Source organism: Leeuwenhoekiella polynyae (assembly GCF_004104075.1).
Lineage (GTDB): Bacteria > Bacteroidota > Bacteroidia > Flavobacteriales > Flavobacteriaceae > Leeuwenhoekiella > Leeuwenhoekiella polynyae.
This window is the reverse complement of sequence record NZ_QOVK01000003.1, coordinates 1-15,104: the sequence shown is the minus strand read 5'-3', so window position 1 is coordinate 15,104 and position 15,104 is coordinate 1. Positions and strand designations below refer to the sequence as shown.

Annotated in this window: 6 protein-coding genes; 5 read left to right on the top strand and 1 reads right to left on the bottom strand. The window is 37.5% G+C overall.

Going from position 1 to position 15,104, the window contains the following annotated elements:
* Positions 1–182 precede the first annotated feature (182 nt).
* The 3 genes from rpoB (at position 183) to DSM02_RS05135 (ending at position 8,763) form a co-directional block, all read left to right on the top strand.
* Entirely contained in the window at positions 183–3,995 is a 3,813-nt protein-coding gene (rpoB, locus tag DSM02_RS05145) for a DNA-directed RNA polymerase subunit beta (protein WP_128764645.1), read from the top strand.
* 89 nt (positions 3,996–4,084) lie between these two features.
* Complete coding sequence (rpoC, locus tag DSM02_RS05140; RefSeq protein ID WP_128764644.1) at positions 4,085–8,386, top strand: DNA-directed RNA polymerase subunit beta'; 4,302 nt, start codon at positions 4,085–4,087, stop codon at positions 8,384–8,386.
* Between the two features lie 62 nt (positions 8,387–8,448).
* Positions 8,449–8,763, top strand: a complete 315-nt coding sequence (locus tag DSM02_RS05135) for a DUF3467 domain-containing protein (RefSeq protein WP_073099625.1) — start codon at positions 8,449–8,451, stop codon at positions 8,761–8,763.
* A gap of 194 nt (positions 8,764–8,957) precedes the next feature.
* On the opposite strand, the gene DSM02_RS05130 is transcribed toward DSM02_RS05135, so the two are convergent.
* Entirely contained in the window at positions 8,958–10,547 is a 1,590-nt protein-coding gene (locus DSM02_RS05130) for a peptide chain release factor 3 (protein ID WP_128764643.1), read from the bottom strand.
* A gap of 549 nt (positions 10,548–11,096) precedes the next feature.
* On the opposite strand from DSM02_RS05130, the gene DSM02_RS05125 reads away from it, so the two are divergent.
* A complete protein-coding gene (locus DSM02_RS05125; RefSeq protein ID WP_128764642.1) occupies positions 11,097–11,585 on the top strand; it encodes a hypothetical protein in 489 nt (162 codons plus the stop codon).
* Between the two features lie 7 nt (positions 11,586–11,592).
* Positions 11,593–15,104: COG1361 family protein (locus DSM02_RS05120; protein ID WP_449405351.1), on the top strand; the 3,512-nt coding region annotated here is incomplete at its 3' end.

The following is a 15,104-nucleotide window of genomic DNA, read 5'->3' as shown; positions in this document are numbered from 1 at the left end:
CTACTATAAATACAAGGGTTTAGGTCTGTTCGTTTATTCGAAATAGGCCTAAACCATTTGTCGTATATAAGGTTTTCTTAATTATTACGACTATTATTGCCTTAGATTTCTTATGTTAAGAGATCTCAGAACCTGAAAAATCAGGTTCTCAATTTATTTTAATTAAATTCCGTTCGTTGAAGATGCAAGCAAAACAAGCTGAAAGACTGAATTTCTCATCGGTAAAGAACAGACCTGAATATCCTGACTTTTTGGATATACAGATTAAATCCTTTCAAGATTTCTTTCAATTAGAGACTAAGTCTGAAGAAAGAGGAAATGAAGGACTTTACAACACCTTTCTAGAGAATTTCCCTATTACGGATACCCGTAACAACTTTGTACTAGAATTCTTGGACTACTTTGTAGATCCACCTAGATACTCTATTCAAGAGTGTATCGAGCGAGGCTTAACTTATAGTGTACCCTTAAAAGCCCGTTTAAAATTATACTGTACTGATGATGAGCACGAAGATTTTGAAACGATAGTTCAAGATGTTTATCTTGGTACTATTCCTTATATGACACCTAGTGGTACTTTTTGTATCAACGGTGCAGAACGTGTTGTTGTTTCTCAGTTACACCGTTCTCCTGGTGTATTCTTTGGTCAGTCTTTTCACGCTAACGGTACCAAGCTTTATTCTGCACGTGTAATTCCTTTTAAAGGTTCGTGGATTGAGTTTGCTACAGATATCAATAGTGTGATGTATGCATACATCGATCGTAAGAAAAAATTACCTGTTACTACTCTGTTCCGTGCAATCGGTTTTGAGCGTGATAAGGATATATTAGAAATATTTGACCTTGCAGAAGAGGTTAAAGTTTCAAAAACCGGACTTAAAAAATATTTAGGTCGCAAATTAGCCGCTCGTGTATTAAATACTTGGCATGAGGATTTCGTAGATGAGGATACTGGGGAGGTTGTTTCTATAGAACGTAACGAGATTGTTTTAGATCGTGATACCGTTTTAGAAAAAGAACATATAGAAGAAATTTTAGAAGCTGGCGCTAAGACGATTTTACTTCATAAAGAAGATAATCAACTTGGTGATTATGCGATCATTCATAATACACTTCAAAAAGATCCTACAAACTCAGAAAAAGAGGCTGTAGAACATATATACCGTCAATTGCGTAATGCAGAGCCGCCAGATGAAGAGACTGCTCGTGGTATTATTGACAAGTTATTCTTTAGTGATCAACGCTATAACTTAGGTGAAGTTGGTCGTTATAGAATGAACAAGAAATTAGGTCTTGATATTGGTATGGATAAGCAAGTACTTACCAAACAAGATATCATCACTATTGTTAAGTATCTAATTGAGCTTATAAACTCTAAAGCTGAGATTGATGATATTGATCACCTTTCTAACCGTCGTGTACGTACAGTAGGTGAGCAGTTATCTACTCAGTTTGGTGTAGGTCTTGCTCGTATGGCTCGTACCATTCGTGAGCGTATGAACGTTCGTGATAACGAAGTGTTTACTCCGATCGATTTGATTAACGCGAAAACACTTTCGTCTGTGATCAACTCCTTCTTTGGTACAAACCAGTTATCTCAGTTTATGGATCAAACCAATCCTCTTGCAGAGATTACGCATAAGCGTCGTCTTTCGGCATTAGGACCTGGTGGTCTTTCTCGTGAGCGTGCAGGTTTTGAGGTTCGAGATGTCCACTATACACATTATGGTCGTCTTTGTCCTATTGAAACTCCTGAGGGTCCAAACATTGGTTTGATATCTTCTTTAGCAGTATATGCTAAGGTTAACAATATGGGCTTCATTGAAACTCCATACCGCAAAGTTACTGACGGAAAAATTGACTTAGAGACTGAACCAAGATATTTGAGTGCAGAGGAAGAAGAAGGTATGTTGATTGCTCAGGCAAACAACCCTATGGATGATTCTGGTCAGATACAAGAAGAACGTGTAATTGCACGTATGGAAGGTGACTTCCCGGTTGTTGAGCCTAATACAGTTCATTATGCCGATGTTTCTCCTAACCAGATTGCATCTATTTCGGCTTCTTTGATTCCGTTCTTAGAACATGATGACGCGAACCGTGCATTGATGGGGTCTAACATGATGCGTCAGGCAGTTCCTCTTTTACGCGCAGACGCACCTATCGTAGGTACAGGTCTTGAGCGTCAAGTAGCTTCTGATTCTCGTGTATTGATTAATGCTGAAGGTGATGGTGAAGTTGAATATGTAGATGCTAACGAAATTACTATCAAATATGACCGTACCGATGAAGAACGTATGGTGAGTTTTGATGGGGATAGCAAAACCTATCAATTAATTAAATTCCGTAAGACAAACCAAAGTACTTCTATTAACCTGAAGCCTATTGTAAGAAGAGGTGATCGCGTTAAGAAAGGTCAGGTTCTTTGTCAGGGTTATGCAACTGAAGCTGGGGAGCTGGCTTTGGGTAGAAATATGAAAGTAGCCTTTATGCCTTGGAAAGGGTATAATTTTGAGGATGCGATCGTGATTTCTGAAAAAGTTGTTCGTGACGATATCTTTACGTCTATTCACGTAGATGAATATTCATTAGATGTTCGTGATACTAAATTGGGTAATGAAGAATTAACCAATGATATTCCTAACGTTTCTGAAGAGGCTACAAAAGACCTTGATGAAAACGGTATGATCCGTATTGGTGCAGAAGTAAAACCTGGCGATATATTAATTGGTAAGATTACTCCAAAAGGAGAGTCTGATCCTACTCCGGAAGAAAAATTACTTCGCGCAATTTTTGGTGATAAAGCAGGTGATGTAAAAGATGCTTCTTTAAAAGCTTCTCCATCTTTAAGAGGAGTTGTTATTCAGAAGAAACTTTTTGCTCGTGCAATTAAAGATAAGCGCAAACGCGCAAAAGATAAAGAAGATATCTCTGCATTAGAAGCAGAATACGATCAAAAATTTGATGATCTTAAAGCAGTATTAGTTGATAAATTATTTCAATTAGTTAATGGTAAAACTGCTCAGGGTGTTAAGAATGATTTAGGTGAAGAAGTTCTTCCAAAAGGTAAGAAGTTTACGCTAAAAATGCTTAATGCTGTTGAAGATTATACACATTTAAACCAAGGCACTTGGGCGACTGATGATGCAACTAATGTAATGATCGCAGATCTGTTGCACAATTACAGAATCAAAGAGAACGATCTTCAAGGTAATTTACGTCGTGAGAAGTTTACAATCTCGGTAGGGGATGAACTTCCTGCTGGTATCATCAAGCTTGCAAAAGTTTATGTTGCTAAAAAACGTAAACTGAAAGTAGGTGATAAAATGGCGGGTCGTCACGGTAACAAAGGTATTGTTGCGCGTATCGTTCGTCAAGAAGATATGCCTTTCTTAGAAGACGGAACTCCTGTTGATATTGTATTGAATCCACTTGGTGTGCCTTCTCGTATGAACATTGGTCAGATTTATGAGACTGTTCTTGGATGGGCTGGTCAGAAATTAGGTCGTAAGTATGCAACTCCAATTTTTGATGGTGCTACTTTAGATCAGATTAATGAGCTTACAGATGAAGCAGGTATTCCACGATTTGGGCACACCTATCTTTACGATGGTGGTACTGGTGATCGTTTTGATCAGCCTGCAACTGTTGGTGTGATCTATATGCTTAAACTTGGACATATGGTTGATGATAAGATGCACGCTCGTTCAATAGGGCCTTACTCATTAATTACACAACAGCCATTAGGAGGTAAAGCACAGTTCGGTGGTCAGCGTTTTGGTGAGATGGAGGTTTGGGCACTTGAGGCTTATGGAGCTTCAGCTACTCTTCGTGAAATCTTAACTGTGAAGTCTGATGATGTTATTGGTAGAGCTAAAACATACGAAAGTATCGTAAAAGGTGAGCCAATGCCAGAGCCAGGTTTACCAGAATCATTCAACGTATTGATGCACGAGCTTAAAGGACTTGGACTAGACATTCGTCTAGAAGAATAGATACTAATGGGTTGCGCTTCTGCGGAAGCGTAACCTTATTTTACAGTATCACAGAAGTTAAAAAAGAATAATTTTCGACATAAGGTATTATGGCAAGAGATAATGATAAGAATGCAGTAAAGAGATTTGATAAAATCTCTATTGGTCTTGCATCTCCTGAAGCGATTTTGGCTGAATCGCGCGGAGAGGTGTTAAAACCAGAAACTATAAACTACCGTACGCACAAACCTGAGCGTGATGGTTTGTTCTGTGAGCGTATCTTTGGTCCTGTAAAGGATTATGAGTGTGCTTGTGGTAAATATAAGCGTATACGTTACAAGGGTATTGTTTGTGACCGTTGTGGTGTAGAAGTTACTGAGAAAAAAGTGCGTAGAGATCGTGTGGGTCACATCAACCTGGTTGTTCCTGTGGCACACATCTGGTACTTTAGAAGTTTGCCAAATAAAATAGGGTATCTTTTAGGTCTTCCATCTAAGAAATTAGATATGATTATCTATTATGAGCGCTATGTAGTTATTCAGCCTGGTATAGCTAAGAACGAAGAAGGAGATGAATTGAAGAAGATGGACTTTCTTACTGAGGAAGAATATCTGAATGTTCTGGAGTCTATTCCACAAGAAAATATGTATCTGGAAGATAGCGATCCTAACAAGTTTATCGCTAAAATGGGTGCAGAATGTCTTATTGAATTATTAAGACGTATTGATCTTAATGAGTTGTCTTATGACTTACGTCATAAAGCAAATAATGAGACTTCAAAACAACGTAAAACTGAAGCACTAAAGCGTCTTCAAGTGGTAGAATCTTTACGTGATGCTAATAAGAATCGCGAAAATTTACCAGAGTGGATGATAATGAAAGTAGTTCCGGTTATTCCGCCAGAATTACGTCCTCTTGTTCCTCTTGATGGTGGTCGTTTTGCGACTTCAGATTTAAATGACTTATACCGTCGTGTTATTATACGTAATAACCGTTTGAAGCGTTTGATGGAAATCAAAGCTCCAGAGGTTATTTTACGTAATGAAAAACGTATGCTTCAAGAAGCTGTTGATTCATTATTTGATAACACACGTAAATCTTCAGCAGTAAAAACAGACTCTAACAGACCTTTAAAATCACTTTCTGATTCATTAAAAGGTAAGCAAGGTCGTTTCCGTCAAAACTTACTTGGTAAGCGTGTTGATTATTCTGCGCGTTCGGTAATTGTTGTTGGACCAGAATTAAAACTTTACGAATGTGGTCTTCCTAAGGATATGGCTGCAGAGCTTTACAAGCCATTTGTTATCAGAAAATTGATAGAACGTGGAATTGTAAAAACAGTAAAGTCAGCTAAAAAGATTATAGATAAAAAAGAGCCTGTAGTTTGGGATATTTTGGAGAACGTTCTTAAAGGACACCCAGTATTGCTAAACCGTGCTCCTACGCTTCACCGATTAGGTATTCAGGCTTTCCAGCCAAAACTTATTGAAGGTAAGGCGATACAGTTACACCCGTTAGTATGTACAGCATTTAACGCCGATTTTGATGGTGACCAGATGGCGGTTCATTTGCCATTAGGGCCAGAAGCTATCTTGGAGGCTCAGATGTTAATGCTTGCTTCTAACAATATTCTTAACCCTGCAAATGGTGCTCCAGTTACAGTACCTTCTCAGGATATGGTATTGGGTCTTTATTATATGACTAAAGCGCGTAAGAGTACTCCAGAACATCCTATACAGGGTGAAGGAATTACCTTTTATAGTGCAGAAGAAGTTGTTATTGCTCACAACCAGAAGCGTGTGAACATTAACGCAATGATAAAGATACGTACTAAAGATTTCAATGAAGCTGGTGAATTAGTTTATCAGATTATTGATACTACAGTAGGGCGTGTTTTATTTAACGAAAGTGTTCCTGAAGAAGCAGGTTATATCAACGAAGTATTGACTAAAAAGTCTTTACGTGATGTAATTGCTAGAATTTTAAAATTAACGAGTGTTCCTCGTACTGCTGAGTTCCTTGACAGTATTAAAACACTTGGATATACATTCGCATTTAGAGGTGGATTGTCTTTCTCATTAGGGGATATTATTATTCCTGCTGAGAAATACGATATGATTGATGAGGCAAATACTCAGGTAGACGGAATTATGTCTAGCTATAATATGGGTCTTATTACTAACTCAGAGCGTTATAACCAAGTTATTGATGTTTGGACATCAACTAACGCATCACTTACGGAGCTTTCTATGAAGAATATTCGTGAGGATCAACAAGGATTTAACTCCGTGTTTATGATGCTTGATTCTGGTGCTCGTGGATCTAAAGAACAGATTCGTCAGTTGACCGGTATGCGTGGATTGATGGCTAAGCCTAAGAAATCTAATGATGGAGGTGGAGCGATTATTGAAAACCCGATTCTTTCTAACTTTAAGGAAGGTCTTTCAATTCTTGAATACTTTATCTCTACGCACGGTGCTCGTAAAGGTCTTGCGGATACGGCTCTTAAAACTGCAGATGCTGGTTACTTAACACGTCGTCTTGTTGATGTTTCTCAGGATGTGATTGTAAACAGTGAAGATTGCGATACCTTAAGAGGTGTTGAAGTTTCTGCGTTAAAGAAAAACGAAGAGATTGTTGAAACTTTAGAAGCACGTATAATAGGTCGTATTGCATTGAATGATGTAATCAACCCATTAGACAGTGAGATTATTGTTAAGGCTGGTGAAGAAATTTCTGAAGAATTAGCTGCAGAAATTACTAAAGCTCCTATTGAAAGTGTTGAAGTTCGTTCACCATTAACGTGTGAAGCCCCTAAAGGTATATGTTCTAAATGTTATGGTCGTAACCTGGCAACCAATAAAATGGTTCAAATGGGTGAAGCTGTAGGTGTTGTTGCTGCTCAGTCAATTGGTGAGCCTGGTACACAGCTTACATTGCGTACATTCCACGTAGGGGGTATTGCAGGTAACATTTCTGAAGAAAACAAAGTTGTTTCTAAATTTGATGGTCGTCTGGAGATTGAGGATCTTAAAACTGTTCAAGGAGAAGCACCAGATGGTTCTATCTCAGAGATAGTTATTTCTCGTACTTCTGAAGCTAAAATCGTAGATGCAAAGACTGGAATTTTATTAAGTACTAATAACATTCCTTACGGTTCTCAGTTGTTTATGAAGGATGGCGATAAAGTAACTAAAGGTGATACAGTATGTTCTTGGGATCCATTTAATGGTGTGATTATATCTGAATTTGCAGGTAAGATCAAATACGAAAATATAGAACAAGGTGTTACTTATCAGGTTGAAACAGATGAGCAAACTGGTTTCCAGGAAAAAGTAATCTCTGAATCTCGTAACAAACGAATGATTCCTACATTACATATAATGGGTAAAAAGGATGAAGTTATTCGTTCTTATAACTTACCGGTAGGAGCTCACTTGATGGTTGATGATGAGGAAAAAATCAAGATAGGTAAGATTCTTGTAAAAATACCACGTAAGTCTTCTAAGGCTGGTGATATTACAGGGGGTCTTCCACGAGTAACGGAATTGTTTGAAGCACGTAATCCTTCTAATCCTGCTGTTGTAAGTGAGATTGATGGTGTTGTTTCTTTCGGTAAAATTAAGCGTGGTAACCGCGAGATTATTGTTGAGTCTAAATTAGGAGAGGTTAAGAAGTACTTAGTTAAGTTGTCTAACCAGATTTTAGTTCAGGAGAATGACTTTGTCAGAGCAGGTATGCCATTATCTGATGGTTCTGTTACTCCGGAGGATATTCTTTCAATTAAAGGACCTGCCGCTGTTCAGCAATACTTGGTAAACGAAGTTCAGGAAGTTTACCGTTTACAAGGTGTAAAAATTAACGATAAGCACTTTGAAGTAGTTGTTCGCCAAATGATGCGTAAAGTGCGCATTCAGGATCCGGGTGATACTATTTTCTTAGAGAATCAACTAGTTCACAAAGATGACTTTATTACAGAAAATGATGCAATTTTCGGAATGAAAGTTATTGAAGATGCTGGTGATTCTGCGACCCTTAAACCTGGTCAGATTATTTCACCTCGTGATTTACGTGATGAGAACTCTATACTAAGAAGAGAAGATAAAAACCTTGCAACAGCAAGAGACGTAGTTGCAGCTACTGCAACACCGGTTCTTCAAGGTATTACAAGAGCTTCGCTTCAGACAAAATCATTTATCTCTGCGGCTTCCTTCCAGGAAACTACTAAGGTGCTTAACGAAGCAGCTGTAAGCGGTAAAGTAGATAGTTTAGAAGGTCTTAAAGAGAATGTTATTGTAGGACATAGAATTCCTGCTGGTACTGGTCTGCGTCGATATGATAAAATCATCGTAGGTAGCAAGCAAGAACTTGAAGAACTCAATGCAGCTCGAGAAGAAGTAAACTTTAATTAATTTATTATATATAAAACAGCTTCAGAAATGAAGCTGTTTTTTTATACCCAATATTTACTGATATGGCTGAAGATGAAAAGAACCAAAATGGTCAATTAAATATAGAGCTTGATGAGGCTACAGCTCAAGGGCAGTATTCTAATCTTGCTATAATAAACCATTCAGTTTCAGAATTTGTGGTTGATTTTATAAATATTATGCCCGGTACACCTAAGAGTAAAGTCAAGTCGCGTATAATTTTAACACCACAGCACGCTAAACGTTTAGCTAAGGCTTTACAAGAAAACGTAAAACGATTTGAAAAAGCACACGGAGAAATTAAGGATTATGAGAAACATCCTATTCCTCTAAATTTTGGACCAACAGGTCAAGCTTAAACAAAAAAACCTTGAAGTTGACTTCAAGGTTTTTTTATATCATAAAATATTATGGGTTGTAGGTTTTCTATAGATTATCAAAATACCAACTGATTTTTCAATGCTCTTATCTTTGTTTTAAAGGGCTTTTTTTGTTTTTTAAACAAGTAGTAAGGGATTAATGCTATAGTGGCTTTAAAAGTCTTTTTATTGAGTTATTTAAACTCTGAAACAAAATGAAGCTTAACATTAGGATATTTTTGTTGCGTCATTTGTAATGTAAATTGGGAATCTGCCAGGTATACTAATTGGCCTCTTTTATCTTTAGCCATAAAACGTTGTTTGACCCTCAGGAATTCTTTGAATTCCTCGCTCTTAGGATCTTTAGGTTCTACCCAACAAGCTTTATAAACACTTAATGGTTCGTAGGTACATTTTGCCCCGTATTCATGTTCTAATCGATATTGAATTACTTCATATTGTAAGGCTCCAACAGTGCCAATTACTTTTCTGCCATTAAGTTCTAATGTAAATAACTGAGCAACACCTTCGTCCATTAACTGATCAATCCCTTTTTCTAATTGCTTGGATTTCATAGGGTCTGCATTATTAATGTATCTAAAGTGTTCGGGTGAAAATGCAGGAATTCCTTTATAATGTATTTCTTCTCCTTGTGTAAGGGTGTCTCCAATTTTAAAGTTTCCGGTATCGTGTAAGCCTACTATATCACCGGGATAGGAGATATCTACGATTTCTTTCCGCTCTGCGAAAAATGCATTAGGACTGGAAAACTTTAATTTCTTACCATTTCTAACGTGTAAATATGGCGTATTACGTTCAAAAACTCCGGAAACAATCTTAACAAAAGCCAGTCTATCTCGGTGTTTAGGGTCCATATTGGCGTGAATTTTAAAAACAAAACCACTAAAGTCCTTTTCATCAGGCTTAACAATTCGTTCCTCGCTTTCTTTAGGTCGGGGAGGAGGAGCAATACTAATAAAGCAATCTAATAACTCGCGTACTCCAAAATTATTCAATGCAGAGCCAAAAAATACCGGCTGTTGCTCGGCCTTTGAATAGGCTTCTTGGTTGAAGTCAGGATAAACCCCTGTTACTAATTCAAGTTCTTCCCTTAAGGTTTCCGCAGATTTAGTTCCTATTAATTGGTCTAAATCGCTGGAATTGAGGTCTTCAATCTCAATGGTTTCTTCGATATTTTTGCGGCTATCACCACTAAAAAGGTTTACATTTTTCTCCCAAATATTATAGATTCCTTTGAAATCATATCCCATTCCAATAGGGAAACTTAAAGGGGTAACTGTTAAATCTAGTTTTTGTTCAATCTCATCAAGTAGTTCAAAAGCATCTTTTCCTTCCCGATCTAATTTATTGACGAAAACTATCATAGGAATTTTACGCATCCTACATACTTTAACGAGTTTTTCGGTTTGTTCTTCGACACCTTTAGCAACGTCGATAACGACAATAACGCTATCTACTGCAGTAAGTGTTCTGAATGTATCTTCAGCAAAATCTTTATGTCCCGGAGTGTCAAGGATATTAATTTTGGTGCCGTTATATTCAAATGCAAGAACAGACGTTGCAACCGAAATTCCGCGTTGACGCTCAATCTCCATAAAATCACTCGTTGCTCCTTTTTTAATCTTATTAGATTTTACTGCGCCTGCTTCTTGAATAGCGCCACCAAATAATAAAAGCTTTTCAGTAAGGGTTGTTTTACCTGCATCCGGGTGTGAAATGATACCGAAAGTACGTCTACGCGCAATTTCCTTTTTGATACTCATACATAAAATTTAAGACGGCAAATATACCATTTGTAGTTTGTTTTTTGTTAGCGTATTTCTAGACAAATATGGGTGAGTATATTTTAGTAAAGAGCCTTATAACCTAGTTGTTTAAATGTTTCCGAAGCTTTACTTGAAAAGATATTATTGAGTCATTTTGAAAAGTATTTTTTTGCTTTATTTAAAGTTTGTGAAACTACTAATTCGATTAATTGTAGGATTTTACTTGTAGAGTATGGTTTAAGAATGTCTTTAAAAGACCTTTTTACGGTTTATTTTGTTTTTAATCTAAAAAACTTTAAGTCAATAAATTAAGAGTTAATCGATTAATATATTTGTCCCACCCAACTTAAGTACGTTCAGACGCCTAATAATCTTGAAATATTATTTTAGAATAATTAGGTGTGTTTAATTATGATCAAAGATGGGCTCTTCTTTAGGTAGGCAGACTCTTGTCATTTTTAGCATGTAATTTAATAAGTATAACTACGTCGATAATCAATTTTGATATCGAAAATGTGTCAACCAATTTCAAAAACGATTACCCCAATGAAAAATTTTTACTTGAAGAGTTTTCTTCTTTTTTCTTTTCTTTTGATTCAGACCTGTGTTTTTGGCCAAGTTGAGCACGGTCAAAAAACCCAAGACCTTTCAACTGGTTCAGAACTTTCTTTTTATAAAAATTCTGATGATATCATAACGTCTAAAAAGGTAGATTATTTTGTAGAGCTCAAAAATGGATCACGAGATTCTCAAGTTTATGAATTGTCTGGTGCAATTATCTCTTGTGATGGTTCTGCTTTAAAAAAGGATGTTGTCAAGTTTGAAATTTTGAATTTCGAAGGGGATTCTATTAATTCTGTTGAAGTTTTAGCAAACCAAACTATAAAATTTTTAGTGAGGACGATAAAATCAGATATGACAAAGAGTTCTTGGGATTGTATTGAAATACGAGCAAAGGCTGAATCGTCATCTAAAGACAACGTGTCTTCCATTGTTATAAAACAACTTAATCCCGGCGCAAGCACTTCCAAATAGTCATCTTATGAAATTAAAAATTACTCTCTCCCTTTTAGGGTTATTTGTTTTTAGTGGAATTTTTACCGCAAATGCGCAGTTGAAAAATCAATTTGATGTGCGTTTTTCAGAGACTTTGCGCGGTAATTTTACTACTATAGGGAATAATATGTTGTCTCGTGATAGTAAGGGGGCCTATAACGGGCCGAATGACAATCAGGATTATGATAACGAGGTTTATGTAGATATTGATTCTGATGCAACTACTTTTAATTCAAGTAGTGCAGATCTTGCTTTGCTTAGCTCTAATTCTTGTACTGTCGTAAAAAAAGTTTATTTGTATTGGACCGCAGGAGATAAAGAGATTGAATATCGTGGGGGAACTTCTGATAACCAACCTAATTGGAATTATAATAATGTAAAGCTTAAGCTTCCTGGACAAAGTAATTATACTACCTATACAGCAGATGAGGTTTTGTACAGGGGGCGAGATGAGCATTTTTCTTATGATCCTTACGCTTGTGTAAAAGATATTACTGCTGCGGTTCAGGCTCTTGGTTCAAATTATTCGGGTACTTACACTGTGGCAAATGTAGAAGCTAAGGAGGGAACTATAATTGCTCACGGCTCTAATACTAGAATTGGGTCTTCTGCTGGTTGGCAAATTGTTGTCGTTTATGAAGATGTGGATTTACCTGCTAGGAATATCACTCTTTTTGACGGATTTGCAAATGTTACGAGTTCTTCAGGTCAGAATAATTATGATATTGCGATAGATGGATTTAGAACGGTTCCTAGTGGAGCTGTTAATGCAGATGTTATTTTTGGAGCTCTCGAAGGGGATCGTGGTCTAACAGGGGATCGCCTGCAGGTGCGAACTGCTTCTGGGAATTATTCAAATATTAGTACACCTCTTAGACCTTCTGATAATTTTTTTAATAGTAGAATTACGAGATACGGTCAGGATGTTTTAGATAGAACACCTGCGAGTACCAATACTTTGGGTTTTGATGCTGGTGTTTTTACTTTGAATAATTCAGGGAATTCAATTTTGAAGAATAATCAGACTAGAGCTGTATTTAGATTGACTTCTAATCAGGAATTCTATAGTCTGTATTTACTAGGATTGGCAGTTGAGGTGTATGAGCCTGAGCTCGATCCTCTGTTGCTTACAACTAGTCTGGGTGATGCTCCTACAGTTTTTACCAATCAGGAATTCGGAGTTTCTTTTGAGGTTAAGAATACAGGTAATGATGATGTGCGAGATCTTAATTTACAGTATGAATTGCCTGCTGGCGTTCAATATTTAAGTGCGGATAACCTTCCTTCTGGAGTGACTTCAAACTATAATAGCGGTAATCGTACGGTTACTTTTAGTGTTGTTGATAACTTAGTAAAAGACACTAGTGATAAATTTTCAATCGGTTTTAGGTTGAAAGTAGCAGATGACTGTGCTTTTGCGGGTTCTTCCTTTAATATACAGGTCAAGGCTAATTATCGTGGTGTTTTAAATTCAAATACAAAAAATACATTAAGTTCTACTTCTGTTGGTGATAGCTGCTCATTGTCAGGTAATCACCTGCCGGTTGTTGTAACTGTTGATCCGCGATCTTGCGAAGAATATTGCTCGGGCCTTGATACAGATAATGATGGGATTCCAGATAATTGTGATGATGATGACGATAATGATGGTATCTTGGATGCGGATGAAGGTAATGCATCAACAGCTGTGCTTGCTAACCCGAGTCAACAAACTGTAGATGATTTAAATAGAAAAGGGGTTGGTGTTTTTCCATTACAGCCCAATGGAAGTAAGAGTTTGCCAAGTGGAGGAGTTACTTTAAGTATGGTTGAAGGCTTTAAGCCTACCACCTCAAGTAGAGATGAGCAACAATGGAGAATTTATCAGCCGCCACCAGTTTCTAATAGTACTATAAATATAAATGGAGGAGATGTTGAGTTTGCTACTAAATACTTAGATCTCAGAGGGGTTCCTCGGGGAGCCTATGAGCGAAAGATAAAAATTGATTATGGTGTAGCGGCACAGGACTTATCTAATGACCCTACGGAAGAGTATACTTATATTATTGGTATAGCTGGTCTTGGAGGGTATGAATATCAATCGCAGGGAGGAGAATTTGGAGTTGATATTTCAAGTGTTCCGTTACGAGTAATTGGTAATGTGGATGTCTATGCAACGGGATTATATAGTGATTTTAGTGGGCAGAACCCTCCTGAAAAAAATCAAATAGGTAATACTATTTCTACCAGTCCGCCGTATTCTACTAGAAGTAACGGGTATACGTTCTTTTATGTTTCCAGGGATGCTGCGAGTTTTGAAATGGAGTTTAAAGGGCGTGATCCTCATGGATTTATTTTTGGAGTCCTTACCGAAACGTATAGAGATACAGACGGAGATGGTATGGTGGATTCTAAAGACACCGACTCAGATAATGATGGATGTTACGATGCGATTGAGGCGGCTGGCTCATTTAATGAAAATGATTTAACGACGGATTTTAACTTAGCAAATACACCCGCTGGTGTTGATGCAGATGGTGTTCCTACTATAGCGGGATCTCCTCAGGAAAATACTCCTGCGGTATTGGATAAGAATAGTTCTAATTGCGGAGGAAGGATTGGTCTTATTAAGATAGGAACTTTCAATGATGAAAATGGAGATAAGTTAGCTCAGGTAGGCGAAACGATCATCTATGAGTTCACGGTTACCAACATGGGTAATGTAAGGATTACAGGTACAGTGATCGATGATGCACGAATCGGAGTCTCAGGATTAACCTTGGATACAGATCCGTTAGCTCCTGGAGCAAGTGGATTAGCCAGTGCAGAGTATACAATCACTCAGGAAGATATCGATGCTGGTTTTGTCAGCAACAGCGCTCTTGCTACTGGTAAAGATCCAGAGGGTGAAGATGTAACGGATACATCGGATGACAACAGTAATTTAGAAGATGATGATACGGTAACAGAACTTCCTTATGAAGGGGCTATCGGTCTTATCAAGACAGGTGTATTCAATGATGAGAACACGGATACCTTTGCACAAGTAGGCGAGACGATCACCTATAGCTTTAAAGTAACCAATACTGGAGATGTAACAATAAGTGGGACAGTTATTGAAGATGCACGAATCGGAGTCTCAGGATTAACCTTGGATACAGATCCGTTAGCTCCTGGAGCAAGTGGATTAGCCAGTGCAGAGTATACAATCACTCAGGAAGATATCGATGCTGGTTTTGTCAGCAACAGCGCTCTTGCTACTGGTAAAGATCCAGAGGGTGAAGATGTAACGGATACATCGGATGACAACAGTAATTTAGAAGATGATGATACGGTAACAGAACTTCCTTATGAAGGGGCTATCGGTCTTATCAAGACAGGTGTATTCAATGATGAGAACACGGATACCTTTGCACAAGTAGGCGAGACGATCACCTATAGCTTTAAAGTAACTAATACTGGAGATGTAACAATAAGTGGGACAGTTATTGAAGATGCACGAATCGGAGTCTCAGGATT

Excerpts from the sequence above, each read along its gene's own strand:
- rpoB (WP_128764645.1), top strand. The coding sequence starts at position 183 with ATGCAAGCAAAACAAGCTGAAAGACTGAATTTCTCATCGGTAAAGAAC.
- rpoC (WP_128764644.1), top strand. The coding sequence starts at position 4,085 with ATGGCAAGAGATAATGATAAGAATGCAGTAAAGAGATTTGATAAAATC.
- DSM02_RS05135 (WP_073099625.1), top strand. The coding sequence starts at position 8,449 with ATGGCTGAAGATGAAAAGAACCAAAATGGTCAATTAAATATAGAGCTT.
- DSM02_RS05130 (WP_128764643.1), bottom strand. The coding sequence starts at position 10,547 with ATGAGTATCAAAAAGGAAATTGCGCGTAGACGTACTTTCGGTATCATT.
- DSM02_RS05125 (WP_128764642.1), top strand. The coding sequence starts at position 11,097 with ATGAAAAATTTTTACTTGAAGAGTTTTCTTCTTTTTTCTTTTCTTTTG.